Annotated in this window: 21 protein-coding genes and 2 pseudogenes; 4 read left to right on the top strand and 19 right to left on the bottom strand. The window is 74.7% G+C overall.

Annotation, left to right across the window (positions count from 1 at the left end; all coding sequences use genetic code 11):
- Nucleotides 1–17: 17 nt before the first annotated feature.
- The 5 genes from ACSNOA_RS13365 to ACSNOA_RS13345 form a co-directional block, all read right to left on the bottom strand.
- On the bottom strand, nt 18–641 hold the full coding sequence (locus ACSNOA_RS13365) for an FMN reductase (RefSeq protein WP_436658298.1): 624 nt from the start codon (nt 639–641) through the stop codon (nt 18–20).
- Nucleotides 638–1,780, bottom strand: coding sequence for an LLM class flavin-dependent oxidoreductase (locus tag ACSNOA_RS13360; protein ID WP_436658297.1), 1,143 nt, complete (start codon nt 1,778–1,780; stop codon nt 638–640). The genes ACSNOA_RS13365 and ACSNOA_RS13360 overlap by 4 nt, the downstream gene beginning before the upstream one ends.
- Nucleotides 1,781–1,947: 167 nt before the next feature.
- Nucleotides 1,948–2,223 (bottom strand): ubiquitin-like small modifier protein 1, encoded by a 276-nt coding sequence (locus ACSNOA_RS13355; protein WP_436658296.1) that lies wholly within the window; start codon nt 2,221–2,223, stop codon nt 1,948–1,950.
- Between the two features lies 1 nt (nt 2,224).
- Nucleotides 2,225–3,310 (bottom strand): WD40/YVTN/BNR-like repeat-containing protein, encoded by a 1,086-nt coding sequence (locus ACSNOA_RS13350; protein WP_436658295.1) that lies wholly within the window; start codon nt 3,308–3,310, stop codon nt 2,225–2,227.
- A 101-nt stretch (nt 3,311–3,411) separates the two neighbouring features.
- Entirely contained in the window at nt 3,412–4,053 is a 642-nt protein-coding gene (locus ACSNOA_RS13345) for a DNA-3-methyladenine glycosylase (protein ID WP_436658294.1), read from the bottom strand.
- Between the two features lie 389 nt (nt 4,054–4,442).
- On the opposite strand from ACSNOA_RS13345, the gene ACSNOA_RS13340 reads away from it, so the two are divergent.
- Together ACSNOA_RS13340 and ACSNOA_RS13335 are read left to right on the top strand one after the other, a co-directional pair.
- Nucleotides 4,443–4,859 carry a DNA-binding protein gene (locus ACSNOA_RS13340; RefSeq protein WP_436658293.1) on the top strand — a complete coding sequence of 139 codons (417 nt, stop codon included), beginning with the start codon at nt 4,443–4,445 and terminating at the stop codon, nt 4,857–4,859.
- 148 nt (nt 4,860–5,007) lie between these two features.
- On the top strand, nt 5,008–5,361 hold the full coding sequence (locus tag ACSNOA_RS13335) for an MmcQ/YjbR family DNA-binding protein (protein WP_436658292.1): 354 nt from the start codon (nt 5,008–5,010) through the stop codon (nt 5,359–5,361).
- Nucleotides 5,362–5,518: 157 nt separating this feature from the next.
- Here the strand turns inward: ACSNOA_RS13335 and argH are convergent, their stop codons facing one another.
- The 8 genes and pseudogenes from argH to argC form a co-directional block, all read right to left on the bottom strand.
- Nucleotides 5,519–6,982 carry an argininosuccinate lyase gene (gene argH / locus ACSNOA_RS13330; protein WP_436658403.1) on the bottom strand — a complete coding sequence of 488 codons (1,464 nt, stop codon included), beginning with the start codon at nt 6,980–6,982 and terminating at the stop codon, nt 5,519–5,521.
- Nucleotides 6,983–6,990: 8 nt separating this feature from the next.
- Nucleotides 6,991–8,202 carry an argininosuccinate synthase gene (locus ACSNOA_RS13325; protein WP_436658291.1) on the bottom strand — a complete coding sequence of 404 codons (1,212 nt, stop codon included), beginning with the start codon at nt 8,200–8,202 and terminating at the stop codon, nt 6,991–6,993.
- Complete coding sequence (locus ACSNOA_RS13320; protein WP_436658290.1) at nt 8,202–8,714, bottom strand: arginine repressor; 513 nt, start codon at nt 8,712–8,714, stop codon at nt 8,202–8,204. Before ACSNOA_RS13320 ends, ACSNOA_RS13325 begins: the two co-directional genes overlap by 1 nt.
- Nucleotides 8,715–8,797: 83 nt before the next feature.
- Nucleotides 8,798–9,754 (bottom strand): annotated as a pseudogene (gene argF / locus ACSNOA_RS13315) (ornithine carbamoyltransferase); the annotation flags it as partial.
- Nucleotides 9,751–11,013: an acetylornithine transaminase gene (locus tag ACSNOA_RS13310; protein ID WP_436658289.1), complete on the bottom strand. Its 1,263-nt coding sequence runs from the start codon at nt 11,011–11,013 to the stop codon at nt 9,751–9,753. The pseudogene argF and the gene ACSNOA_RS13310, both read right to left, overlap by 4 nt.
- The gene (argB, locus tag ACSNOA_RS13305) at nt 11,010–11,951 is read right to left on the bottom strand and encodes an acetylglutamate kinase (RefSeq protein WP_436658288.1); all 942 of its coding nucleotides are present in this window, start codon (nt 11,949–11,951) and stop codon (nt 11,010–11,012) included. The genes ACSNOA_RS13310 and argB overlap by 4 nt, the downstream gene beginning before the upstream one ends.
- Before the next feature lie 58 nt (nt 11,952–12,009).
- Nucleotides 12,010–13,176, bottom strand: a complete 1,167-nt coding sequence (gene argJ / locus ACSNOA_RS13300; protein ID WP_436658287.1) for a bifunctional glutamate N-acetyltransferase/amino-acid acetyltransferase ArgJ — start codon at nt 13,174–13,176, stop codon at nt 12,010–12,012.
- 55 nt (nt 13,177–13,231) lie between these two features.
- Nucleotides 13,232–14,233 carry an N-acetyl-gamma-glutamyl-phosphate reductase gene (argC, locus tag ACSNOA_RS13295; protein ID WP_436658286.1) on the bottom strand — a complete coding sequence of 334 codons (1,002 nt, stop codon included), beginning with the start codon at nt 14,231–14,233 and terminating at the stop codon, nt 13,232–13,234.
- A gap of 346 nt (nt 14,234–14,579) precedes the next feature.
- Here argC and ACSNOA_RS13290 point away from each other — a divergent pair.
- Nucleotides 14,580–16,016 (top strand): annotated as a pseudogene (locus ACSNOA_RS13290) (BTAD domain-containing putative transcriptional regulator); the annotation flags it as partial.
- Between the two features lie 320 nt (nt 16,017–16,336).
- Here ACSNOA_RS13290 and ACSNOA_RS13285 read toward each other — a convergent pair.
- The 3 genes from ACSNOA_RS13285 to ACSNOA_RS13275 are packed head-to-tail and all read right to left on the bottom strand — an operon-like array spanning nt 16,337 to nt 19,389.
- Entirely contained in the window at nt 16,337–18,271 is a 1,935-nt protein-coding gene (locus ACSNOA_RS13285; protein ID WP_436658285.1) for an ABC transporter ATP-binding protein, read from the bottom strand.
- Nucleotides 18,268–18,807: a TlpA family protein disulfide reductase gene (locus ACSNOA_RS13280; RefSeq protein ID WP_436658284.1), complete on the bottom strand. Its 540-nt coding sequence runs from the start codon at nt 18,805–18,807 to the stop codon at nt 18,268–18,270. The genes ACSNOA_RS13285 and ACSNOA_RS13280 overlap by 4 nt, the downstream gene beginning before the upstream one ends.
- A gap of 30 nt (nt 18,808–18,837) precedes the next feature.
- Nucleotides 18,838–19,389 carry a MauE/DoxX family redox-associated membrane protein gene (locus ACSNOA_RS13275; protein ID WP_436658283.1) on the bottom strand — a complete coding sequence of 184 codons (552 nt, stop codon included), beginning with the start codon at nt 19,387–19,389 and terminating at the stop codon, nt 18,838–18,840.
- 158 nt (nt 19,390–19,547) lie between these two features.
- Between ACSNOA_RS13275 and ACSNOA_RS13270 the strand changes: the two genes are divergently transcribed.
- Entirely contained in the window at nt 19,548–19,763 is a 216-nt protein-coding gene (locus ACSNOA_RS13270) for a hypothetical protein (protein WP_436658282.1), read from the top strand.
- 54 nt (nt 19,764–19,817) lie between these two features.
- On the opposite strand, the gene ACSNOA_RS13265 is transcribed toward ACSNOA_RS13270, so the two are convergent.
- Genes ACSNOA_RS13265 through pheS form a run of 3 tightly spaced genes read right to left on the bottom strand, consistent with a single transcriptional unit; the run spans nt 19,818 to nt 23,949 of the window.
- A complete protein-coding gene (locus tag ACSNOA_RS13265) occupies nt 19,818–20,288 on the bottom strand; it encodes a S26 family signal peptidase (protein WP_436658281.1) in 471 nt (156 codons plus the stop codon).
- Nucleotides 20,289–20,291: 3 nt separating this feature from the next.
- Nucleotides 20,292–22,838 (bottom strand): phenylalanine--tRNA ligase subunit beta, encoded by a 2,547-nt coding sequence (pheT, locus tag ACSNOA_RS13260; protein ID WP_436658280.1) that lies wholly within the window; start codon nt 22,836–22,838, stop codon nt 20,292–20,294.
- Between the two features lie 40 nt (nt 22,839–22,878).
- Nucleotides 22,879–23,949 carry a phenylalanine--tRNA ligase subunit alpha gene (pheS, locus tag ACSNOA_RS13255; protein WP_436658279.1) on the bottom strand — a complete coding sequence of 357 codons (1,071 nt, stop codon included), beginning with the start codon at nt 23,947–23,949 and terminating at the stop codon, nt 22,879–22,881.
- Nucleotides 23,950–24,023 lie beyond the last annotated feature (74 nt).

The raw sequence follows: 24,023 nt of genomic DNA, 5'->3' as shown, positions 1-24,023 counted from the left end.
GCGTTCGCGGGCCGGGTCTACGGCTCGCGCTGGTCGAGCAACTGCGCGAAGTCGGTGGTCAACGCGAACGGGTCCACCGGCCCGGTCGACGGCGGCCGCCGGTGCACCTGCTCGGCCAGTTCCGCCGCCGCCCGGCGGATCCGGCCCCGCAGCGCGCCGTCGGCGGTGCCGCTGGCCCAGTCCTCGGGGGCGGCGAAGACCGACGTCGGCACCACCACCGCGTGCAGGTACGTGAACAGCGGCCGCACCGCGTGCTCCAACGCCAGCGAGTGCCGGGCCGTGCCGCCGGTCGCCGCGATGAGCACCGGCCGGTCCGTGAGGGCGTCGGCCTCGACGAGGTCGAAGAAGGACTTGAACAGCCCGTTGTACGAGGCGTTGAAGATCGGCGTCACGGCGATGAGCCCGTCCGCGCCGGTGATCGTGTCGAGCACGCCGCGCAGCGACTCCGACGGGAAGCCGGTGAGCAGGTGGTTCATGACGTCGTGCGCGTGCTCGCGCAGGTCGACCAGACGCACGTCGACGGCTTCGCCCCGCCCGGCCAGCTCGTCGCCGGTGGCGGCGGCGAGCTGGTCGGCGAGCAGGCGGGTCGACGAGGGCTGGCTGAGGCCCGCCGAGACCACGGCGAGGGTACGGCTGGTCATCGGGTCGCCCCCTCGGGCGCCCGGCCCGTCACGTCGTCGACGGCGTGGACCGTGCTGTCCTTGGCGCCACCGGCGGCGGCCACCAGCGAGGCGTGGGTCGGCGCCTCCGGCACGTGCGCCGGGCGCAGGGCGTCGAACTCCTTGCGCAGCACCGGGACGACCTCCTCACCGAGGATGTCGAGCTGCTCCAGCACCGTCTTCAGCGGAAGGCCGGCGTGGTCGATGAGGAACATCTGCCGCTGGTAGTCACCCACGTACTCGCGGAAGCCCAGCGTCCGGTCGATGACCTGCTGCGGGCTGCCCACGGTCAGCGGCGTCTCCCGGGTGAACTCCTCCAGCGACGGCCCGTGCCCGTAGACCGGGGCGTTGTCGAAGTACGGCCGGAACTCCCGGACCGCGTCCTGCGAGTTCTTCCGCATGAACACCTGCCCGCCGAGGCCGACGATGGCCTGGTCGGCGGAGCCGTGGCCGTAGTGCTCGAACCGCTGCCGGTAGAGCGCCACCATGCGCTGGGTGTGCTCCTTCGGCCAGAAGATGTGGTTGTGGAAGAAGCCGTCACCGTAGTAGGCGGCCTGCTCGGCGATCTGGGGGCTGCGGATCGAGCCGTGCCACACGAACGGCGGCACGCCGTCCAGCGGCCGCGGGGTCGCGGTGAACGACTGCAGGGGGCTGCGGAAGCGACCCTTCCAGTCCACCACGTCCTCCCGCCACAGCCGGCGCAGCAGGTCGTAGTTCTCGATGGCGAGCGGGATGCCGTTGCGGATGTCCTGCCCGAACCACGGGTAGACCGGGCCGGTGTTGCCGCGACCCATCATGAGGTCGACCCGGCCGTCGGCCAGGTGCTGCAGCATCGCGTAGTCCTCGGCGATCTTCACCGGGTCGTTCGTGGTGATCAGGGTGGTGGCGGTGGACAGCAGCAACCGCTTCGTACGCGCCGCGATGTAGCCGAGCATTGTCGTCGGCGACGAGGGCACGAACGGGGGGTTGTGGTGCTCGCCCGTGGCGAAGACGTCGAGACCGACCTCTTCCGCCTTCAGCGCGATGGCCACCATCGCCTTGATCCGCTCATGCTCGGTCGGCTCGCGACCGTTCGTCGGGTCGACCGTGACGTCGCCGACGGTGAAGACTCCGAACTGCATGACCGACTCCTCGGGTTGGTCGCCGGACCGTGGTGGTTCCGGACGCACCCGACAACATATTTGACGAGTCAATAATTCCGCACGCAGATATCTCCGAGGTGGCAGCCGTCACCATCGCGACCGCCACCGACGGGCCCGGGGGCGCGGAACCGCGGCGGGCGAGGGCCTCAGCCGCCCGCCACGGACGGAAGCACCTGCACCTCGGCGCCGTCGGGCACCGGGGTGTCGAGACCCCCGAGGTGCCGGCAGTCCTCCCCGTCGACGTAGACGTTGACGTAGCGGCGCAGATCGCCCCGCTCGTCACGGATGCGGCGGGCCAGCCGGGGCCACGACGCGGCCAACGCGTCGAGGACCGCGCCCAGCGACCCGGCGGCCGGAACGTCCAGCCGGCTCGCGCCGCCGGCCTCCCCGCGCAGCGGGCCGGGCACCAGCACGGTGACCACCTCACACCTCCGCGGCACGGACGCACAGCACGTCCGGCAGGTGGGCGGCGACAAGCGACCACGAGTCGCCCTCGTCCCGGCTGGCGTAGACCTCGCCGGAGCGGGTGCCGAAGTAGACGCCACCCGGCTCGGCGTCGTCGGCGCACATCGCGTCGCGCAGCACGGACGGAAAGAACGGCGCGTCGGGCAGGCCGGCCGTCAACGCCTGCCAACTGCTGCCGGCGTCGCCGGAGCGGTTGACCCGGCACCGGTGCTCGACCGGCCACCGCTCGCCGTCGGCCGCCAGGGGGAAGGTGAACACCGTGTCGGGGCGCCCCGGCAAGGTCACGATCGGGAAGCCGAAGTCGCTGGGCAGGCCCTCGGCGATGGAGGACCAGGTGCGCCCGTCGTCGTCGGAGCGGTAGACGCCGTGGTGGTTCTGCGCGTAGAGCCGGTCGGGGTCACCCGCGTCGCGGGTCACCTTGTGCACGCATTGGCCGAACTCCGGCCACTCGTTCGGCAGGAAGTAGGCACGGATGCCCGTGTTGCCCGGCGCCCAGGAGGCGCCGCCGTTGTCGGAGCGGTAGACCCCGCCCGTCGACATGGCGACGAGGATCCGGTCGGCGTCGGCCGGGTGCGGAAGCACCGTGTGCACGGCCTGGCCGCCGAAGCCCGCGCCCCACTCGGCGCGGTGCGGGTGCTCCCAGAGCGCGCGCACCAACTCGTAGGTGACCCCGCCGTCCTCGGAACGGAACAGCGCGGACGGCTCGGTGCCGGCCCACACGACGTCCGGCTGGTCCGGACCGGCCGGGGTGAGCTGCCACACCCGGCCCAGGCTCGCCCCCGTGTCGGCCGGAAAGGCCACCGGCGCCTGCTCCGGCTCCTGCCAGGACGCCCCTAGGTCGTCGCTGACGGCCACGCTCGGCCCGAAGTGGGAACTCGTGGTGCTCGCGAGCAGCCGGGGCGCCGCCCGTCGCTTGTCGATGCCCACCGCGTAGACACCGGTCATCGGGAAGCGCGGGCCGTCGACCCGCCACGTGCGCCGGCCGTCGGTGCTGGTGGCCAGGAAGAGGCCCTTGCTGGTGCCGATCGCGAGCAGCGTGGTCATGGGGGCTTGTCCCTCCGGTCCTGGGCGTCGTCGGCGTGATTATGGCCACCCCCACCGAGGAAACGGCATCCCCGCGCTGGGCGGACCGGAGGACCGGGCGGTCAGCGGCGTGTGCGCGGCACGTGCCGGCGGTAGTCGCTCACCGTCGGATCGTCCTCGATCCAGAACCGCCAGGGGACGTCGTGCGCGCCGGTCACGCCCACCCGGGGACCGGCCGCCACGGCCGAGGGCGGCACCGGCGCGTCCGCCGGACGCAACCGGACCGGCCCGTCGCCGAGCAGGTAGCGGCCGTACACCGACTTGTCGATGCCGAGCGCCGCGCAGAGCCGGGCCGGTCCGCGCGCGAGATCCACATCCCGGCGTACGGCGGTGCGCCGGGACCGCGCCACGTCGAGACCGTCCACCACCTCGCCCGCCCGCAGCAGGACGGCCGACGCCTCGCCGTCCGGGCCGGTGACCACGTTCATGCACCAGTGCATGCCGTAGGTGAAGTAGACGTAGGCGTGGCCGGCCGGGCCGAACATCACGGTGTTGCGGGCGGTGCGCCCGCGGTGGGCGTGCGAGGCGGGATCGCCGGCCGTCCCCGCGTACGCCTCGACCTCGGTGATGCGCACCGTGACCCCGCCGGCGGACAGCCGGCAGCCGAGCAGCCCGCGGGCGGCCGGCACCACGGGACCGGCGAGCATCTCGGCCAGCGCGACCAGACCCGCGTCGGCGGCCGAACCGCCCGGAAGCACGTCCATGCCCCGACGGTACCCAGCGCGCCGGGCGGCGCACCCGCCCGCCCGACCCTGCATGCCCAACCCCGACCGCCGGCCGGCTACGCGGCGCGGTTGACGCCGGCGCTTCACGATCCGCTCAAGTTCCCCGAAAGTGCTGCCTCGCACGCGCCGGGGACAGCACTTTGCGGGAAAGTGCTCGGATCTTGGGGTGCCCTGGGCCGTGCGCGAAGAAGATCGCGCTCGATCCAGGGAGTAGTGGCCTCGACGGTGTGAGGATCCACTACTTCCATGTTCGAGCACGATCATGGCCGGCGCGTCCGGCATCACCCTTCCTTCGGCGTTTTAGGAGGATAGGTGGGGCGCTTGAACATTCTGTTGACAACCCTATGTTGATAGGCTGGGATGGGAGCATGACGCAGGAGGACACCTTCACGACGCCCGACGCCGCCCGCGCGCGTGCCCACCGCACCCACGCCGCGCTCCAGCGGATCAGCGAGCGGCACGCCGGCACCGACGAACGCCGGCGCCGCTACGCGCACCCGTACGTGGTCGACCCGTGGGAGGCGGTCGCCCTCGTCACGGCTCTCGCCGCCGGCGGGGCCGAGCCGGAGCCCGGCGAGGAGCCGGTCGACGACGCCGATCTCACGGCCGCGTTGACGCTCCTGCCGCACGTCCGCGCCGAGCTCGACGCGCTGGAGGCGGGCCTGTTGACGCTGGCGCGCGCCCGGGGGCTGACCTGGCAGGCGATCGCCTTCGGGCTCGGGCTGGGCAGCGCGCAGGCCGCCCGGCAGCGCTTCGACCGCGTCACCGCGCGTACCGCGACCTGACCGGGCGGCGGAGACGCACGTTGATCATGAGAGTTGCGGCGACCTCGGTCTCGGCGCACGCCGTCAACCTCGTGATCGCGGTGCGTGCTGCCTGGGCCTGTCGGCGGGTGGGGGCAGACTGTCAGGCAGGACCGACGTGGAGGGTGCGATGCGGCACGAGGACATGCGGGCGTACTGCCTGGCGAAGCCGGGCGCCTGGCTGGACCAGCCGTGGGAGGGCGACGAGGTGGTGAAGGTCGGCAGCCGGATCTTCGCGTTCCTCGGCTCCCCCGACTCCGCCCCCACGATCGGGGTGAAGTGCGGACCCACCCGTGAGGTCGCCGACGAGTGGCTGCACCGGCATCCGGGCGACGCCCGCGTGATGCCCTACATCGGACGGTCCGGGTGGAACACGCTGCGGCTGGACGGCGGCATCGCCGACGACGAGCTGACCGAGGCCGTCGACGCGTCGTACGACGCGGTCGTCGCGAAGCTCCCGAAGCGGGAGCGGCCGACGGCGTGACGCGGCCCGCGCCACGCCGCCCGAGCATGACGCGGCCCCGCCACGCCGCCCGAGCGTGACCCGGCCCGCGCGAAAACCCGTGACGCGGCCCGCGCCACGCCGCCCGAGGATGACGCAGCCCCGCCACGCCGCCCGAGCGTGGCGCGGGCCGCGAGCGTCAGCGAGGAACGACCCGCTCGGCGGCCCACTCCCGCCAGCTGGCGAGCCGGTCCGCGGCGGCCGCGAGCTGGTCGGCGACCGGGCCGGGCCCGGTCGACCCCGGCGTGATCCGCGCGGCGAGCGCCGACCGCACCGACAGCACGTCGCGCACCGACGGGTCGAGGTGCTCGCTCACCGCGGCCAGGTCGGCGTCGGAGACCTCGTCGAGGGCGCAGTCACGGGCCACGCAGAGCGCCACGAGGCGGCCGGTGATCTCGTGCGCGTCACGGAACGGCACGCCCTTGCGCACCAGCCAGTCGGCCACCTCGGTGGCCAGCGAGTAGCCCACCGGCGCGGCCGCGACCAGGCGGTCGACCCGTACGGTCATCGTGGAGATCATCCCCGCGAGCGCCGGCAGCAGCAGTTCCAGGGTGTCGACCGCGTCGAAGGCCGGCTCCTTGTCCTCCTGCATGTCCCGGTCGTACGTCATGGGAAGGCCCTTGAGCATGGTGAGCACGCTCATGAGACCGCCCACGAGGCGGCCCGACTTGCCCCGGGCCAGCTCGGCGATGTCCGCGTTCTTCTTCTGCGGCATGATCGACGAGCCGGTGGCGAAGGCGTCGTCCAGCTCCACCCAGCCGAACTCGTGCGACGTCCAGAGCACCACCTCCTCGCCGAGCCGGGACAGGTGCACCCCGATCATCGCCGTGACGAAGAGGAACTCCGCCACGAAGTCCCGGTCGGCGACCGCGTCCATCGAGTTCGCGAAGGACGTGCGGAAGCCCAGCTCCTTGGACACGGCCACCGGGTCCAACGGCAGACCGGAACCGGCCAGCGCGCCTGCGCCGAGCGGGCTGATGGCCGCCCGCTCGTCCCAGTCCCGCATCCGCTCGAGGTCGCGCAGCAGCGGCTGCACGTGGGCGAGCAGCCAGTGCCCGAAGGTGACCGGCTGGGCGTGCTGGAGGTGCGTCATCCCCGGCGCCGCCGTGTCCACGTGACGCTCGGCCTGCTCCACCAGCGCCTCGGCCAGTTCGACCAGCCGGGCGGCCACGCCCCGCGCGTGATCGCGCAGGTAGAGCCGCAGGTCGGTGGCGACCTGGTCGTTGCGGGACCGGCCCGCGCGCAGCTTCCCGCCGAGACTGCCGAGCCGCTCCAGCAGGCCGCGCTCCAACGCCGTGTGCACGTCCTCGTCGTCGACCGTCGGACGGAACTGCCCGGACGCGCAGGCCGCCTCCAGGTCGTCCAGCGCCGCCAGGATCCTCCCGAGCTCCTCCGGGTCGAGCAGGCCGGCGCCGGCCAGGACCCGGGCGTGCGCCCGGGAGCCGGCGATGTCGTACGGCGCCAGCCGCCAGTCGAACTGCACGCTCACCGACAGGCGGGCCAGCGCCTCGGCGGGGCCTCCCGCGAACCGGCCGCCCCACAGGCTCGTCCGGTTGGTGGCGGCGCTGTTCTCGGTCAGGCTCTTGTCGTCCACCCCACCCATTGTGAAGGTCAAGACTGCGCTCCGCCCAGCCGGGCGTCCCGCGCCGCGGCCATCTTGCTGGGCAGGCCCCACAGCTGCACGAAGCCCTTGGCCAGGGACTGGTCGAATGTGTCCCCGGTGTCGTAGGTGGCCATCCCGAAGTCGTACAGGCTGGCCTCGGAGCGCCGGCCGGTGACCGTGGCCCGCCCGCCGTGCAGGGTCAGCCGCACCTCGCCGGAGACGTGCCGCTGCGCGTCGTCGATGAACGCGTCCAGCGACCGCTTCAGCGGCGAGAACCACAGGCCGTCGTAGACCAGCTCGCCCCAGCGCTGGTCGACGCCGCGCTTGAACCGGGCCAGGTCCCGCTCGACGGTGACCGCCTCCAGCTCCTGGTGGGCGGTGATGAGAGCGATGGCGCCCGGCGCCTCGTACACCTCGCGGCTCTTGATGCCGACGAGCCGGTCCTCGACCATGTCGAGCCGGCCCACGCCCTGCGCCCCGGCCCGCCGGTTCAGCTCCGCGATCGCCTGGTACGGGGTGACCGTCTCGCCGTCGACGGCCACCGGCACGCCGGCGTCGAAGGTGACGACGACCTCGTCGGCGTCCCGCTCCTGCGTCGGGTCGGCCGTGTACGCGTAGAGGTCCTCGATCGGGCCGTTCCAGATGTCCTCCAGGAAGCCGGTCTCCACGGCGCGGCCCCACAGGTTCTGGTCGATGGAGTACGGCGACTTCGCCGAGACGTCGATCGGCAGGCCCTTCTCCTCGGCGAACGCGATGGCCTTGTCCCGCGTCCAGGCGTAGTCCCGGGCCGGCGCGATGATCTTCAGGTCCGGCGCGAGCGCTCCGAGGCCGACCTCGAAACGGACCTGGTCGTTGCCCTTGCCGGTGCAGCCGTGCGACACGATGGTGCCGCCGTGCTTCTTCGCGGCCGCCACGAGGTGCTTCACGATCAGCGGCCGGGACAGCGCGGAGACCAGCGGGTACCGGTCCATGTAGAGGGCGTTCGCGCGGATCGCCGGCAGGCAGTACTCGGCCGCGAACTCGTCGCGCGCGTCGACCACCTCGGACTCCGCGGCGCCGCAGTCGAGGGCGCGCTGCCGGATGACGTTCATGTCCTCGCCGCCCTGGCCGACGTCGACCGCGACCGCGATCACCTCGGCGCCGGTCTGCTCGGCCAGGTACGGAATGGCGACGGAGGTGTCCAGCCCTCCGGAGTACGCCAGGACGACCCGCTCGGTCATTATGTGGTGCTCCCTTCGATGTTCTCTTCCCGGCGGGCCCACCCGGCGAGCTTCGCGCCGAGGGCGGCCCCACCGTCGGCCTCGCGGGCCACGACGAGGATGGTGTCGTCGCCGGCGATCGTGCCGACGACCTCGGGCAGGCCCGCTCGGTCCAACGCGCTGGCCAGGTACTGCGCTGCGCCCGGCGGGGTACGCAGCACGGCGATGTTGCCGCTCGAGTCGACCCCGTTGAGCAGTTCACGCAGCAGCCGGACGAGCCGCGCCGGCGCGGACTCCGCGTCGAACAGCGGCCGGTGGCCGTCCTCGGGGATCAGGTAGACGCCGCGCCCGTCGCCGCCGCGTACGGTCACGGCGCCGAGCTCCTTGAGGTCCCGCGACAGGGTCGCCTGGGTGACCTGGATGCCGTCGCCGGCGAGCAGGTCGGCCAGTTCGGTCTGCGAGTGGACGGCCTTGTCGCGGATCAGCTCGACGATCCGGGCGTGGCGGGCGGCGCGGGTCAGCGGGGCGGTCATGTGGTCTCCCTGGTCGCGGTGGCGCCCGGCGCCACCGGGACCGGAACCGCGGCGACGTTCGGCGCCGCCACGACCGGAACCACGGTGGCGCCCGGCGCAGCGGCGTCCGGGACCGCGGTCGCGGCCTCCAGGAGGAACGTGAGCAGCGCCTTCTGGGCGTGCAGCCGATTCTCCGCCTGGTCGAAGACGGCGCTGCGCGGGCCGTCGAGGACCTCGTCGGTGATCTCCTCGCCCCGGTGCGCCGGCAGGCAGTGCAGCACGATCGCGCCGGGCGCGGCCTGGGCGAGCAGCGCGGCGTTGACCTGGTACGGCAGGAACGGGGTGATCCGGTCGAGCCCGTCGGACTCCTGGCCCATCGACGTCCACGTGTCGGTGGCGACCACGTCGGCGTCCTTCACGGCCTCGGCCGGGTCGGTCAGCACGCGCACGGATCCGCCGGTGCCGGCGGCGATCTCCGCGGCGCGGGCCACCACCGCGGGGTCCGGCCCGAAACCGGCGGGCCCGGCGACCCGCACGTGCATCCCGGCGGTCGCGCCCGCCAGCAGGTACGAGTGGGCCATGTTGTTGGCCGCGTCGCCGAGGTACGCGAGCGTGCGCCCGGCCGTACTCCCGAACCGCTCGCGGACGGTGAGCAGGTCGGCGAGGAGCTGGCAGGGGTGGAAGCCGTCGGTGAGCGCGTTCACCACCGGCACGCTCGCCCCGGCCGCGACCTCGGCGATCCGGTCGTCGCCGTGCGTACGCAGGACGATCGCGGCGACGTACCGGGACAGCACCCGGCCCGCGTCGGCGAGGGTCTCGCCCCGGCCGAAGTGGGTGACCTGGGTGTCCACGACGAGCGGGTGGCCGCCCAGCTCGGCGATGCCCACGTCGAAGGAGATCCGGGTGCGCAGGCTCTGCTTGTCGAACAGCACCGCCACCGACCGCGGCCCGTCGAGCGGCCGGTACGCGAACCGGTCGGCCTTCATCCGAGCGGCGAGGTCCAGCACCGCCGCCTGCTCGGCCGGGGTGAGGTCGTCGTCGCGCAGGAAGTGGCGGGTCATGCGGTCGCCTCCGGGGCGGTGATCGGGGTGGCCGGGGGTGGGGCGGTCGTGCCGGCGGCGGCCGGGGGTGGGGCGGTCGCGCCGGCGGCGGCCGGCGCCGTCGCGTCGAGCGCGCCCGGGAGGGCCGCCAGGAACGCGTCGACCTGGTCCGACGTGAGGATGAGCGGCGGGGCGAGCCGGACCACGCCCGGCTGCACCGGGTTGACGAGGAAACCGGCCTCGCGCAGCGCCTCGCCGAGCACCGGCGCGACCGGCGCGGCAAGCACCACGCCGAGCAGCAGGCCGGCGCCGCGTACGCCCGAGACCAGCGGGTGGCCGAGCGCCTCGATGCCCCGGCGCAGCCGCTCACCGACCCGCTTCACGTGGTCGAGCAGGCCCTCGTGGGCGATCGTGCCCACCACGGCGAGGGCGGCCGCGCAACTGACCGGGTTGCCGCCGAACGTGGTGCCGTGGGAACCGGGGGTGAGCAGCTCGGCCGCCCGACCGAACGCGAGGGTCGCGCCGAGCGGCAATCCGCCGCCGAGTCCCTTGGCGAGCGTCACGACGTCCGGCTCCACGCCCTCGGCCTGGTGGGCGAACCAGTGCCCGGTGCGCCCGATGCCGGTCTGCACCTCGTCGAGCACGAGCAGCGCGCCGTGCCGTGCCGTGACCCGCCGCGCGGCGGCGAGGTAGCCGGCCGGCGGGACGACGACGCCGTTCTCGCCCTGGATCGGTTCCAGGATCACCATGGCGGTGGCGTCGGTGACCGCCGCCTCCAGCGCGGCCACGTCGCCGTACGTGACGTGGGTGACCTCGCCGGGCAGCGGGCGGAACGGGTCGGCCTTGGCCGGCTGCCCGGTCAGCGCGAGAGCGCCCATCGTGCGGCCGTGGAAGCCGCCGTGCGTGGCGACCACGTGGCCGCGGCCGGTGAGCCGGGAGAGCTTGAACGCCGCCTCGTTCGCCTCGGCGCCGGAGTTGGCGAAGAACACCCGGCCGGGCCGGCCGGCGAGGGCCAGCAGCAGCTCGGCGAGCGCGACGGGCGGCTCGGCGACGAAGAGGTTGGAGACGTGCCCGAGCGTGGCGACCTGCTTCGACACGGCCGCCACCACGGCCGGGTGGGCGTGGCCGAGGGCGTTCACCGCGATCCCGCCGACGAGGTCGACGTACTCCCGGCCGGCCTCGTCGACCACGACGGCGCCGGAACCGGACACCAGCGCCAGCGGCGGCGTCCCGTAGTTGTCCATCATGGACTGTCCCCAGCGCTGCACGAGCGTGCTCATGACGGCCTTCCGCCTTCCTTGTTCGCGACATCGGGGCTCGCAAGCTCACTCCTCGCGCTCACGACCATGGTTCCGAAACCTTCCGACGTGAACACCTCGAGCAGCGTGGAGTGGGCGACCCGGCCGTCGACGACGTGCGCGGCGGGCACTCCCCCGCGCACCGCCCGGAGGCAGGCCTCCATCTTCGGGACCATCCCCGACTCGAGTGTGGGCAGCAGCTTCGCCAGGTCGTCCGTGTCGATCTCGGAGACCAGGCTGGTCGCGTCCGGCCAGTCGGTGTAGAGGCCCGGCACGTCGGTGAGGACGACCAGCTTGCGGGCGCCCAGCGCGACCGCGAGGGCGGCCGCCGCCGTGTCCGCGTTGAGGTTGTGCAGCACCCCGTCGGCGTCCGGCGCGACCGTGGAGATCACCGGGATGCGGCCCGCCGCGATGAGGTCGGTGACCGCCGACACGTCGACCGACTCCACGTCGCCCACCTGGCCGACGTCGACCGGCTCGCCGTCGACGTACGCCGGCCGCCGGACCGCCGTGAACAGGCCGGCGTCCTCGCCGGAGAGGCCCACCGCGAACGGGCCGTGCGCGTTCACGAGGCCCACGAGCTCCCGGCCCACCTGGCCGACCAGCACCATCCGGACCACGTCCATGGCCTCCGGCGTGGTGACCCGCAGGCCGCCGCGGAACTCGCTGGCGATGCCGAGCCGGCCCAGCATGGCCGAGATCTGCGGGCCGCCGCCGTGCACGACGACGGGCTTGAGGCCGACGTAGCGCAGGAAGACCATGTCGGCGGCGAACGCCCGCTGCAACTCCGGGTCGACCATCGCGTTGCCGCCGTACTTCACGACGACCGTCGAGCCGGAGAAGCGGGCCAGCCAGGGCAGCGCCTCGATCAGCGTGGCGGCCTTGGCCTGGGAGCGGGTGAGATCGGCGGAGAGAATCATGTCGATGCCCACCCCTCGTTCTCGACCACGGAACTCCGCTTCGCCGCGTTCCTCGCGCTCATGTCGAGTACGCCGAGTTCTCGTGCACGTACGCGTGGGACAGGTCGTTGGTCCAGACGGTGGCCGCCGCGCCCCCCGCGTTCAGGTCGATCCGGATGGTCACGTCCCGCCCACTGAGGTCGACCTTCGACCGGTCCTCGGCCGCGGCGCCGCTCCGGCACACCCAGACCCCGTTGACCGCCACGTCCACGTCGTCCGGCTCGAACGCGGCCGCGGTGGTGCCGACGGCCGCCAGGATCCGCCCCCAGTTCGGGTCGTTGCCGAACAGCGCCGTCTTCACCAGGTTGTTGCGGGCCACCGCCCGGCCCACCTCGACCGCGTCGTCCTCGCCCACCGCGCCGACCACCTCGACGGCGATCTGCTTGGTGGCCCCCTCCGCGTCGGCGACGAGCTGCTGGGCCAGGTCGTGGCAGGCGGCCGTGACGGCGGCGGCGAGCTCGCCCGGCGCCGGCGTGACACCCGACGCGCCGCTGGAAAGCAGCAGCACCGTGTCGTTGGTGGACATGCAGCCGTCGGAGTCGATCCGGTCGAACGTCACCCGGCACGCCTCGCGCAGCGCGGCGTCGAGCGCCTCCGGCCCGGCCACCGCGTCGGTGGTCAGGACGCACAGCATGGTGGCCAGGGCCGGAGCGAGCATGCCCGCGCCCTTCGCCATGCCGCCCACCGTCCAGCCCGCGCCCCGCGTCACGGTCGTCTTCGGCCGGGTGTCCGTCGTCATGATCGCCTCGGCGGCGGGGGCGCCGCCGGCCGGGGACAGCTCGCGGACGGCGGCGTCGACGCCGGCCAGCAGCGCGGGCATGGGCAGCCGCTCCCCGATGAGGCCCGTCGAGCAGACCGCGACCTCACCGGCGCCCAGCTCGTGCCCCGTCGCCGTGAGCGCCGCGGCCACGTGTTCGGCGGTGGCGTGCGTGTCCTGAAAACCGGCCGGGCCCGTGCACGCGTTCGCGCCGCCGGAGTTGAGCACCACGGCGCGGACCACGCCGCCGTGGACCACCTGCTGCGACCAGAGCACCGGCGCCGCCTTCACCCGGTTGGCGGTGAAGACACCGGCCACGGCGGCGTCGGGCCCGTCGTTGACCACGAGGGCGATGTCGGCGGCGCCGCCGGCCTTGAGCCCGGCCGCCACGCCCGCCGCCCGGAACCCCCGGGGAACCGTGACGCTCACGGGGCCACCCTTTCGTTCGCGACTGCGGGGCTCCGCTGCGCTGCACTCCTCGCGCTCACGGCGCCACCCCGTACACCGACAGGCCCGTCGTCTCCGGCAGGCCGACCATGAGGTTCGCGTTCTGCACGGCCTGACCGGCCGCGCCCTTGCCGAGGTTGTCCAGGGCGCTCACCACGACCAGGCGGCGGGAGTCGACGTCGACGGTGGCCTGGAGGTGGCAGGAGTTGGAGCCGAGCGTGGCGGCGGTGTGCGGCCAGCGGCCCTCGGCAAGCACGTGCACGAACGGCGCGTCGGCGTACGCCTCGGCGAGTACCGCCTGCGGGTCCACCCCGCGCGCCGGGAGCGCGGTGACGGTGGCCAGGATGCCGCGCGGCATGGGCGCGAGCACCGGCGTGAAGGAGAGGCCGGTGGCGCCGGTGGCCTGCTTGATCTCCGGCACGTGCTGGTGGGTGCCCACCCGGTAGGGCGACAGGTCCCCCATCACCTCGCTGCCGAGCAGGTGCGCCTTGGCGGACCGGCCGGCCCCCGACGTGCCGGACGCGGCCACCACGACCACGTCGGCCGGATCCGCGGCGCCGGCCGCGATGAGCGGGGCGAGGGCCAGGGTGATGGCCACCGCGTAGCAGCCGGTGTTGGCGACCCGGGTGGCGCCCGCGATCCGCTCCCGCTGCCCGGGCAGCTCCGGCAGACCGTAGGTCCACTGCCCGGCGTGGGTGCCGCCGTAGTACTGCGCCCAGTCGTACGGGTCGGCGAGCCGGTGGTCGGCGCCGAGGTCCACGACCCGCACGTCGGCGGGCAGTTGCGCGGCGAGCGCGGCCGACTCGCCGTGCGGCAGCGCGAGGAACACGAGGTCCGCGTCGGCGAGGGCGTCCGGCCCCGCCGGGCCGAGGACCAGGTCCAGCCCCGAGAGCTGCGGGTGCACGACGTCGACGCGATGCCCGGCCTGGGTGTGCGCGGTCGCGGCGACCAGGTCGAACTCCGGGTGCCCGGCGACCAGGCGGAGCAGCTCGCCACCGGCGTAGCCGCTCGCCCCGGCGACCGCGACTCGGATTCCCATACTCACCTCCGCATGACTATGCATCCCAGGTTAGTCGTCTTGATCGCCCGCCGCAAGGTCATGCGGTCCACTGCATGAGAATCAGGTCCGGACTCGTCCCGACTGGGGCGATCGGCTCCGTTTCGCCGATACGGCGGGATCGCCGGGCCTCAGACGCCGCGAGATCGGCGATCTGGTGTCGATCGAGGCACGAGAGCAGGCCGGGCGCGCCGAGTGGCGCTTCCGCCCCTCGGCGGAAAACGGTTCCCCGGGATCACGGACACCGCCAGGTATCGACTGGCATAATTGCCTCGGCGATGGTGTGGGGCCGGGAGACCGGCCCGCGGGGGCACACGACGGAGGTCGCATGGGGCTGAGCTTCCAGATTCTGGGGCCCGTCCGGGCCTGCCGCGACGGTCGCCCGCTGCGGCTGCCCGGTGGCCGTCCCACGGCGTTCCTCGTGACCCTGCTGCTGCACGCCGGGATGGCCCTGCCCGTCGAACGACTGCGCGAGGAGCTGTGGGGCGGGCGGGCACCCGCCTCGGCGGTGGCCAACCTGCGCAGCCACGCGAGCCAGCTCCGGCACGCGCTCGACGCGCCGGGCGAGCCGGCCCGGCTGCGGGCGGAGAACGGCGGTTACCTGCTGCGCGTGGCGCCGGACGAGCTGGACGCCGCGGAGTTCGAACGGCTGGCCGCCGAGGGGCACGCGGCCCGCGACGCGGGCGAGCCGGCCGTCGCCGCGGCACTGCTCGAACGGGCGCTGGCGCTCTGGGCACCGGCCGAGCCGGCCCCGCCGCACGGGCCGGCGACCGCCGCGGCGTACGACCGGCTGCGTGAGCGGCGCGCCGCCGCCCGGGAGACGTACGCGGCCTGCCGCCTCGACCTCGGCGACCCGGGCAGCCCCGCGCTGCTCGCCCTGCTGCGCCGGCACCTGGCCGACAACCCGCTGCGGGAGCCGGGCTGGGCGCTGCTCATGACCGCCCAGTGCCGGGCGGGCGACCACGCGGCAGCGGTGGCCACCTACCGGGCCGCGTCCCGCGCGCTGGCCGGCGAGCTGGGAGTCGACCCGGGGCCGGAGCTGACCGAGCTGTACCGGGCCGTGCGACGGTGCGATCCCCGGCTGCTCCCCGCCGGCCGCCCCGCCGTCCGCGTCCGGGAGCGGCCCGGCGACGCCCGGCCGGCTCTCGTGCCGCACGAACTGCCCTGCGCCGCGCCGCCCTTCGTCGGCCGCCGCGCCGAGCTGGCCCGCGTGCGCGCCGCGCTCGCCGCCGCCCGCGAGCGCCCGGTCACCGTGTCCGTGTACGGCATGGCGGGCACCGGGAAGTCGGCGCTCGCCCTGCACGCCGCCGCGGAGGCGCTGGACGCCTTCCCCGACGGTCAGCTCCACCTCGACCTCGGCGGCTCGGTGGCCGGCACTCCCCCGTCCCCCGGCGAGGTGGCGGCCCGGGTGCTTCGGTCGCTGCGTGCCGGCGTCACGGGCGCGCCGCCGGCCGGCCTCGCCGAGGCGCATGCCCGCGTCCGGTCGCTGCTGTTCGGGCGCCGGGTCCTCCTGGTGCTCGACAACGTCGCCGATCCCGCCCAGGTCGACGGCCTGCTGCCGGTACGCGGCGGGTGCGCCCTGCTGGCCACGAGCCGCTGCCCGCTACCGGACGGGGACGTCCGGCCGCTGCGGTTGGATCCGCTGCCGTCCGTGGACGGGCTCGCGCTGCTGCGGGCCGCGGCCGGGGAGCGCCGGGTCGCCGAGGAGCCGGAGGCCGCCTGCGCCGTGGTGGCCCTGTGCGAGGGGCTCCCGCTGGCGTTGCGGACCGCGGCACGAAGGCTGGCCGAAGGGCCGCACTGGTCGCTGGCCCGGCTCGCCCGGCTGCTGAGCGACGAGCGCTACCGGCTCGCGGAGACCGGGCTGCGGCCCCGGTTGACGGCGAGCTACTGCCGGCTCGGCTGGGCGGCGACGGTCTTCCGCCGGCTGGGCGGCGCGCCCACGGGCCCGGTCACCGCGGAGCAGGCCGCCGCCCTCACCGGTGCCCGCCGGGAGGACGCGGTCCGGGCGCTGGACCGGTTGGTGGCCGCCCAGCTCGCCGAGCCGGCCGGCCCGGGCCGGTACCGCATCGGCGAGCTGGTCCGCCTCTACGCCGCCGAGCTGGCCGCCGCGGAGGGCGACCCGGCAGCCGCCGCGGAGGAGGCCCCGGCAGCCGCCCCGGCAGCCGCCGAGGCGCCGGCGGTCCGGGCCTCGCTCTCCTCCCGGTAGCCGCGCGCCTGGAGCCGGAACAGCCGCGCGTACGCGCCACCGGCGGCGAGCAGCTCGTCGTGGTGGCCGCGCTCGGCGATCCGCCCGTCGGCCAGGACCACGACGGTGTCGGCCTCGCGGACGGCGTTGAGCCGGTGGGAGATCAGCAAACTGGTACGCCCGCGACGCAGCTCCCGCAGCCGGCTGTGCAGGTCGTGTTCGGCCTCGGCGTCCAGGCCGGAGCTGGGCTCGTCGAGGACGAGCAGGTCCCGGTCGGCCCGCAGGAAGCCGCGGGCCAGCGCCACCCGCTGCCACTGGCCTCCGGACAGGACCACACCGGCCTGCGGGTCGTCCCGGTCCGGGCCGTCGAAGAAGATGCGCGTGAGCAGGGTGTCGTAGCCGCGGGGCAGCCGGGCGAGGGCCTCGTCGATGCCGGCGTCGCGAGCGGCGGCCCGTAGCCGGCCGGTGTCGTCGCGGGCCGCGAGGTCACCCACCGCGATGTTCTCCGCGGCGCTGAGGTCGTACGGCATGAAGTCCTGGAACACCGCGCCGAGCCGCTCGCGCAGCGTCGCCGGATCGAGCTCGCGCAGGTCCACCCCGTCCCACCGGATCGAGCCGCGTTCCGGGTCGTAGAACCGGCAGAGAAGCTTGACCAGCGTGCTCTTGCCGGCGCCGTTCAGCCCGACGAGCGCGGTGGTGGAGCCGGCCGGCAGGAACAGGTCCACTCCGCGCAGCACCCACGGGTGGCCCGGCGAGTAGCGGAACCACACGTCGCGCAGTTCGATGCCGTGGCGCAGCGGCGGCGCGGGCCGGGCGGCGGTCGGCACCGGCAGGTCCGGTTCGACCCGGGTCACCGTGTCGTAGTGGTCGAAGAGCAGCAGCGCCCGGTGGATCGCGCCGAGCTGCCCGACGAGACCGGCCAGCGCGCCCTGCACCCCGGGCACGGCGGCCAGGTAGATGACCACGTCGCCGGGGGTGAGCCGGCCGGCGGTGGCCGCCGCGACGGTGTAGACCACGCCGGCGCCGGCCACCGCGGCGCCGAGCAGCCCGAGCAGGCCCTGCGCCCGCAGTTCGCGGCGGTCCAGCCGCTGCTCGACCCGGTGCATGCCGTGCAGCTCGTCGAGCATCCGGTCGCCGAAGAACCGGCCGAGGCCGAACAGCCGGACCTCCTTGGCGGCCGGCACGCCCACCAGCAGCTGGGCGAAGAACAGGTCGCGCCGCTGGAAGTGCTCCAGGTGCAGCACCGTCGCGGCGCGGGCCCGGTTGAGGCGCAGTTGCAGCCAGAGCGTGGGCAGGGCGGCGGCCAGCACCAGCAGCCCGATGGCCGGGCTCAGCGCCAGCAGCACGCCGAGGAAGCCGCTCAGGGCCAGCAGGCTCTGCATGGCGCCGAGCGCGTTCCCGGTGAGCTGGGTGGGGCCCAGGTGCCCGGTCTGCTGGGCGGCCTGCAACCGGTCCTGGAACTCCGGGTCCTCCAGCCGCACGAGGCCGACCAGCCGCAGCACCGCGTCGTGCAGCCGGCGGCGCACGAGCCGGCTCACCGCCCGGTCCCGCTCCTTCTCCACGTACGTGCGCAGGTGGGGCAGGACGGCCCCGGCCGCGGCCGCCACCGCGAGGCCGACCCCGAGCAGGGCCAGCGGCGCCCCGCCCGGGCGCCGGCCGGTGAGCCCGTCGAGGACGAGCTTCGTCAGCCCCGCCACCAGCACCGGCGTCACCCCGGCCAGGATCGCGAGGACCAGGTCCACGGCGGTGCCGCCGGGCGCGGCCCGCCAGGTGAGCCCGAGGGCCGCCCGGGCGTGCCGGACGGCCCGGCGGGGCGCGAGCCGGGGGCCGGTCACCGCGCCACCGGCAGGTCCAACCGGGCGATGCCGAACGCCGTGGACGCGACGATCCCGCGCTCGTCGAGCAGACCGAACGCCGGGAAGCCCTTGACCCCGAACGCCAGCGGCAACGCCCCGGTGCCCGGCTCGACGAACACCGTGGCCAGCCCCGCGAACTGGGCCGCGTACGGCTCGGTCTCCGGCCCCTTGCCGACCACCACGATCCACACGTGCTCGGCTCCGCCCGGCATGGTCCGGGCTCGGTCGAGCAGCACCGGGATCTGCTCGGCGCAGTGCTCGCAGCTCGGCGAGAGGAAGGCCACCAGGGTCATGGGCGGGATGTCCGCGCGGGTGCGCAGCTCACCGTCCACAGTGGTCGAGACGAAGTCGCCGGGTATCGAGCCGACCTCGAGCATCACGGCGGGCGGCTGGGACTGGCGGTCGCTGAGCAGGTCGGTGTGCTCGCGCAGCCGGCGGATCACGCCGAGCAGCAGCACCAGGTTGAGCAGGCCGAGTGCGGCCACGAGGACGACGGCGACGGTCAGCAGGGCCATGGGGGCTCCTTCGGGGGTGCCGGGGTGGGGTCAGGGTCGGCCGGCCGGGCGGGACGCCCGGGACGGTGCGGGAGCGAAAAGGGCCACCAGGTCGTCGAGGCGGACCACCACGGCGGCCAGCGGGACCGCCAGACCGGCGGCGAGCAGGGCGGCGGCCGGCCCCGGCGGCGGTCCCGACACGGCCCAGCCGAGCAGGCCGAGCAGGGCCACCACGGTGAGCGCCAGGTTGCGGGCCACGTGCCGGGGGCCCACGGGCGCGTCGGCGGCGCCGAAGCAGCGGCAGGCCGGGCGGGCCCCGCGGCGCAGGGCGCCCACGATGGCCGCGGTCAGCACACCGAGCAGGCCGGCGGCGAGCAGCAGCCCGGCGGGCACGGTGGCCGGCAGGGCGAGCAGCACGACCACCGCCGCCTCGGTGGCGACCGCGAGCCGGGCCACCGGGGCGGCCCAGCGGGACGGTACGCCGAACTGGCCGACCGCCCCGGCGAACGCCGTGAAGCCCGCCCGCGTCCGCAGCTTGCCGATCACCGCCGCGAGGAACACCAGGGCCAGCAGCAGCCGCGCGGCCAGCTCCACCGCTCGCATCCGTCCGCACCTCCTCGCCACGGGGAGGCCCACGCTAGAAGCGGCGGATACACCGCGGATACATCGACGTACGTCCGCATGGGCGGCGGCTGTAGGTGCGGTGTAGCGGACGGTCGTAGCGTCCCGGCATCGATCGACCGTCGGAAGGAGGTGAACGGATGTTCCGTCGACTGGAGACCCTCGGTGAGCGGATGCTCGGCGTGTTCGTGCCGAAGGTGACCGCCGCCGCCGGCTGCCCGCCGGACCCGTACTGTGCGCTCTGCGGGACCTGCTACTTCAAGCGGTGCAGCCAGAACGGTGCCTGCCAGACGTTCTGCGGCTCGTGCGGGTACTACTGCAGCGCGGGGGCGACCACGATGACCGCCCTGTGCTGAGAACCGGCACCCGGCGTGCCGCACGGCCCCGGCCGCGCGGCACGCCACCCGGGGTCAGTCGGCGCGCAGCCGCGGCCGGACCACCACCCCGAGCAGGTCCGCCTCCGGGATGTAGCCGCACTCCCGGGAGTCGTAGCTGAACGGCGGGTTGTCGCCCAGCACCACGAGGTGCCCCGACGGGACCACCCGCTCCGGCCGCTCCCGCAGCAGCGGCACCCGGTCCACGGGCACCGGCTCGCCGGGCACCGCGTACGCCCGCTTGATCAGCAGGCCGGGCCCGGCGTCACCCGGCCGGCTGGGGTGCCCGGCGGTCATCGCCGCCGGCGCCACCACCACGACGACGTCACCGGAGCGCACCTCGGTCAGCGGCACCCGCCGGGCCAGCACCCGGTCGCCGGGGCGCAGCGTGGGCTCCATGCTGCGGCCGACCACCGAGACCAGCATGAGGTGCCGGCGGGCCCAGAGCAGGGCGGTGGCGGCCGCCACGAGCGCGGCGGCCCCCACCAGCCATCCGATCAGCGACACCGGTCAGGCGCCACGCAGGGTGGCGCCGAACCGCTCGGCGGCCACGGCCACCGCGGCGTCCCGGGCGGCCACCGCCTCCTCCACGGTCAGCGTCCGGTCCGGCGCCCGGAAGGTGAGCTTGTACGCGAGCGACCGGCGCCCGGCGCCGAGCTGCTCCGAGGCGTACACGTCGAACAGTCGCACGTCCTCCAGCAGCTCGCCGGCGCCCTCGGCGAGGGCGCGCTGCACCTGCGCGGCCGGCACCGTCTCGTCCACCACCAGCGCCACGTCGATGAGGGCCGGCGGGAAGCCGGACACGGCGGGCGCCGGCAGCACCGGCGGAGCGGGCAGCAGGTCGAGGTTCAGCTCCATGGCGCTCGTGCGCCGGGGCAGCTCCAGCGCCGCGACGACCGTCGGGTGCAGCTCCCCCGCGTGCCCGACCACCGTGCCGTCGACGCGCAGCTCCGCGCAGCGGCCCGGGTGCCAGGGCGCCTGCTCGGCGGCCCGCACCTCGACCCGGTCGGCCGGGAACCCGGCGGCCGCGAGCACCGTACGCCCGGCCTCGACGGCGTCCGCCCAGCCGGCCGCGCGACCGGCGCCCCACCAGCCGGACAGCTCGATCTCGCCGGCGAGCACCGCGGCGACGTGCCGAGGCTGGTCGGGGACCACGGCGTCGGCGGCCGCGAACTCCGCGTCCGTGGGTCGCCGGTCCACGCCCATGGCGGGCGGGCTGCCCGCGCCGGGACGCGGGTGGAAGACCGCGCCGATCTCGAACAGGGCGAGATCACGGTGGCCCCGGCCGAGGTTGCGCTTGAGGATGCCGAGCAGCGGCCCGAGCAGCGTGGTCCGCAGCAGCGGCTCCTCGTCGGACAGCGGGTTGGCCAGCCGCACCGCGGGACGGCGCGGGTCGTCGGCCGGCAGCGCGAGCAGGTCCGGCAGCTCCGGCGAGACGAACGGGTGCGCGAGCACCTCGACGTACCCGCGCTCGGCCAGCGACTGGGCGACCGCCCGGCGCCGGCGCTGCTCCCCGGTGAGGCCGCGGCCGGCCGGCGCCACGGGCAGCACCGACGGGACGTTGTCGTACCCGTCGAGCCGGACCACCTCCTCGACCAGGTCGGCCGGGTCGGTGAGGTCGGGACGCCAGGTCGGCGGGGTGACGGTCAGCGCCACCCCGGCGCCGGCCGCGACACCGACGGCGCCCGGGTCCTCGGCGAGCCGGTCGGCGCCCTGCGCCACCGTGCAGCCGGCCTCTTCCAACAGGGCCACCACCCGCGCCGGCGGGTAGTCGACGCCGACCCGCCGGCTCGGCAGGTCGGCCGGCAGGGTCACCGGCGTCCGTGGCCGGACGTGGTCGATGTCCAGGATCTCGTCGCCGGCCGTGCCGCCGCCGTGCTCGGTGAGCAGCCGCACGGCCCGCTCCAGGGCGACCAGCGGCAGCGCCGGGTCGACACCCCGCTCCCACCGCTTCGCCGCCTCGCTGAACAGCTTGTGCCGGCGGGCCGTGCGCCCCACCATCACCGGGTCCCAGTGGGCGGCCTCGAACAGCACGGTGGTGGTGTCGGCCACGACCTCGCTGGTCTCGCCACCCATCACCGCGGCCAGCGAGATCGGCCCGGTGTCGTCGCAGATCACCATGTCCTCGCGGGCCAGGACGCGGTCGACGCCGTCGAGGGTCGTGAGCTTCTCCCCCTCCTCGGCGCGGCGCACCACGAGCGGCCCGGTGACCCGGTCGGCGTCGAAGGCGTGCATCGGCTGGCCCAGTTCGAGCATCACGTAGTTGGTGATGTCGACCGGCAGCGAGATGCTGCGGACGCCGGCCGTCGTGAGGCGCCTGCGCATCCACTCGGGCGTGGACGCGGCCGGGTCGACGTCCCGGACGAGCCGGGCCGCGAACCGGTCGCAGCCCACCGTGTCACGCACCTCCACCGGGTACGCGGGCTCCGCGGTGGCCCCCGGCGCGGGCGCGAGACCGGGGTCGCGGAACGGCACACCGAACGCGTGCGACAGCTCCCGGGCCAGGCCACGCACGCTGAGCGCGTACCCCCGGTCCGGGGTGATCTCCAGTTCGAGGACGACCTCGTCGAGGCCGACCGCCGGCCGGGCGTCGTCGCCGGGCTTGGCCGCGCTGTCCGGCGGCAGCACCAGGATGCCGGCGTGGTCGTCGCCGATCCCCAGCTCCCGGGCCGAGCAGATCATGCCGTTGGAGTTGCGCCCGTACGTCTTGCGCGCGCCGATGGCGAACCCGCCGGGCAGCACACCTCCCGGGAGGATGACCACCACGCGGTCGCCCACGGCGAAGTTGCGCGCCCCGCAGACGATCTCCTGGGGCTCGCCGGTGCCGTTGGCCGCGCCGACGTCCACCCGGACGAACCGGATCGGCTTCTTGAAACCGGTGAGCTCCTCGATCTCGAGCACCTCACCGACCACCAGCGACCCGGTGACGGTCTCCCGCAGGTCCGTGGCGGACTCGACCTCGATGCCGAGGTTGACGAGGGCGCGCTCCAGCTCACTCGTGGGCAGGTCGGCGGGGAGGTCGACGTACTCCCGCAGCCAGCTGACAGAAACTCGCATGACTCAGACCACCGTCTCCGTAACTCGTGCCCGCACTCGCCTACACCCCGGTCCCGAGCGCCCGGCTGAACCGGACGTCGCCCTCGAAGAGATGGCGGATGTCGCTGACCCCGTGCCGGACCATCAGGGTCCGGTCGATGCCCATCCCGAACGCGAAGCCGGAGTAGACCTCCGGGTCGATGCCGCAGGCCCGCAGCACCCGCGGGTTCACCATGCCGCAGCCACCCCACTCGACCCACTGCGGGCCGTCACGGTGCTCGGGGAACCAGACGTCGAACTCGGCCGACGGCTCGGTGAACGGGAAGTAGTGCGGCCGCCAGCGGGTCTTCGCGTCCGGGCCGAAGATGGCCCGCGCGAAGTGGTCCAGCGTGCCCCGCAGGTGCGCCATCGTGATGCCCTTGTCGACCACAAGGCCCTCGGCCTGGTGGAAGACGGGGCTGTGGGTGGCGTCCACCTCGTCGGTGCGGTAGACCCGGCCGGGGCAGATCACGTAGATCGGCGGCTTGCGGCTGAGCATGGTGCGGGTCTGCACGGTCGACGTGTGCGTACGCAGCACCAGGCCGGAGCGGTCCGCCGGGTCCACGTAGAAGGTGTCCATGAGGCCCCGCGCCGGATGGTCGGCGGGAATGTTGAGCGAGTCGAAGTTCACCCACTCCAGGTCGATCTCGGGGCCCTCGGCCACCTCGTAGCCCATCCCCACGAAGTGGTCGCTGATCTGCTCCATGAGCGTGCTCAGCGGATGCCGGGCGCCGCGGAGGCGCCGGTCGTACGGCAGCGTCACGTCGACGCGCTCGGCGACCAGCACCCGCTCGGCGTTCTCGCGCTCCAGCACCTCGGCGCGGGCCGCGTAGGCGGCCTCGATCGCCCGGCGGGCCTCGTTGACCCGCTTGCCGGCGTCGGCCTTGGCGGCCGGTGGCAGCGAGCCGATCTCCCGGCGGGCCAGCGACACGGGCGCCCGGTCACCGAGGTGCGCCGGGCGCAGCGCGGTCAGCGCGTCCGGGTCGGTGGCGTCGGCGAACGCCTTCTCGGCGTCGGCCACGGCGTCGGCCAGGGCGGCCGGGTCGAGCAGGGCGGCCTGCTTCGGATCGTACGGATCGTTGCGGTAGGTCATGGCGTACGGGCACTCCCTCACGGCGGCGCCGGCCCTCGCAGGGCGGCGAAGCGAGTCTACGGACGCGCGGCTGT

The sequence above is a fragment of the Micromonospora sp. URMC 103 genome (genome assembly GCF_051386435.1).
Classification (GTDB): Bacteria; Actinomycetota; Actinomycetes; order Mycobacteriales; family Micromonosporaceae; genus Micromonospora.
The sequence above is the reverse complement of the archived record's forward strand: the minus strand, read 5'-3'. Positions and strand labels throughout refer to the sequence as shown.

Excerpts from the sequence above, each read along its gene's own strand:
- ACSNOA_RS13360 (WP_436658297.1), bottom strand. The coding sequence starts at position 1,780 with ATGCAGTTCGGAGTCTTCACCGTCGGCGACGTCACGGTCGACCCGACG.
- ACSNOA_RS13310 (WP_436658289.1), bottom strand. The coding sequence starts at position 11,013 with ATGAGCACGCTCGTGCAGCGCTGGGGACAGTCCATGATGGACAACTAC.
- ACSNOA_RS13365 (WP_436658298.1), bottom strand. The coding sequence starts at position 641 with ATGACCAGCCGTACCCTCGCCGTGGTCTCGGCGGGCCTCAGCCAGCCC.
- pheS (WP_436658279.1), bottom strand. The coding sequence starts at position 23,949 with ATGACCTACCGCAACGATCCGTACGATCCGAAGCAGGCCGCCCTGCTC.
- ACSNOA_RS13320 (WP_436658290.1), bottom strand. The coding sequence starts at position 8,714 with ATGACCGCCCCGCTGACCCGCGCCGCCCGCCACGCCCGGATCGTCGAG.
- ACSNOA_RS13275 (WP_436658283.1), bottom strand. The coding sequence starts at position 19,389 with ATGCGAGCGGTGGAGCTGGCCGCGCGGCTGCTGCTGGCCCTGGTGTTC.
- argC (WP_436658286.1), bottom strand. The coding sequence starts at position 14,233 with ATGGGAATCCGAGTCGCGGTCGCCGGGGCGAGCGGCTACGCCGGTGGC.
- ACSNOA_RS13350 (WP_436658295.1), bottom strand. The coding sequence starts at position 3,310 with ATGACCACGCTGCTCGCGATCGGCACCAGCAAGGGCCTCTTCCTGGCC.
- argB (WP_436658288.1), bottom strand. The coding sequence starts at position 11,951 with ATGATTCTCTCCGCCGATCTCACCCGCTCCCAGGCCAAGGCCGCCACG.
- pheT (WP_436658280.1), bottom strand. The coding sequence starts at position 22,838 with ATGCGAGTTTCTGTCAGCTGGCTGCGGGAGTACGTCGACCTCCCCGCC.
- ACSNOA_RS13280 (WP_436658284.1), bottom strand. The coding sequence starts at position 18,807 with ATGGCCCTGCTGACCGTCGCCGTCGTCCTCGTGGCCGCACTCGGCCTG.
- ACSNOA_RS13270 (WP_436658282.1), top strand. The coding sequence starts at position 19,548 with ATGTTCCGTCGACTGGAGACCCTCGGTGAGCGGATGCTCGGCGTGTTC.
- ACSNOA_RS13335 (WP_436658292.1), top strand. The coding sequence starts at position 5,008 with ATGCGGCACGAGGACATGCGGGCGTACTGCCTGGCGAAGCCGGGCGCC.
- argH (WP_436658403.1), bottom strand. The coding sequence starts at position 6,982 with ATGGGTGGGGTGGACGACAAGAGCCTGACCGAGAACAGCGCCGCCACC.
- ACSNOA_RS13340 (WP_436658293.1), top strand. The coding sequence starts at position 4,443 with ATGACGCAGGAGGACACCTTCACGACGCCCGACGCCGCCCGCGCGCGT.
- ACSNOA_RS13325 (WP_436658291.1), bottom strand. The coding sequence starts at position 8,202 with ATGACCGAGCGGGTCGTCCTGGCGTACTCCGGAGGGCTGGACACCTCC.
- ACSNOA_RS13345 (WP_436658294.1), bottom strand. The coding sequence starts at position 4,053 with ATGGACGTGCTTCCGGGCGGTTCGGCCGCCGACGCGGGTCTGGTCGCG.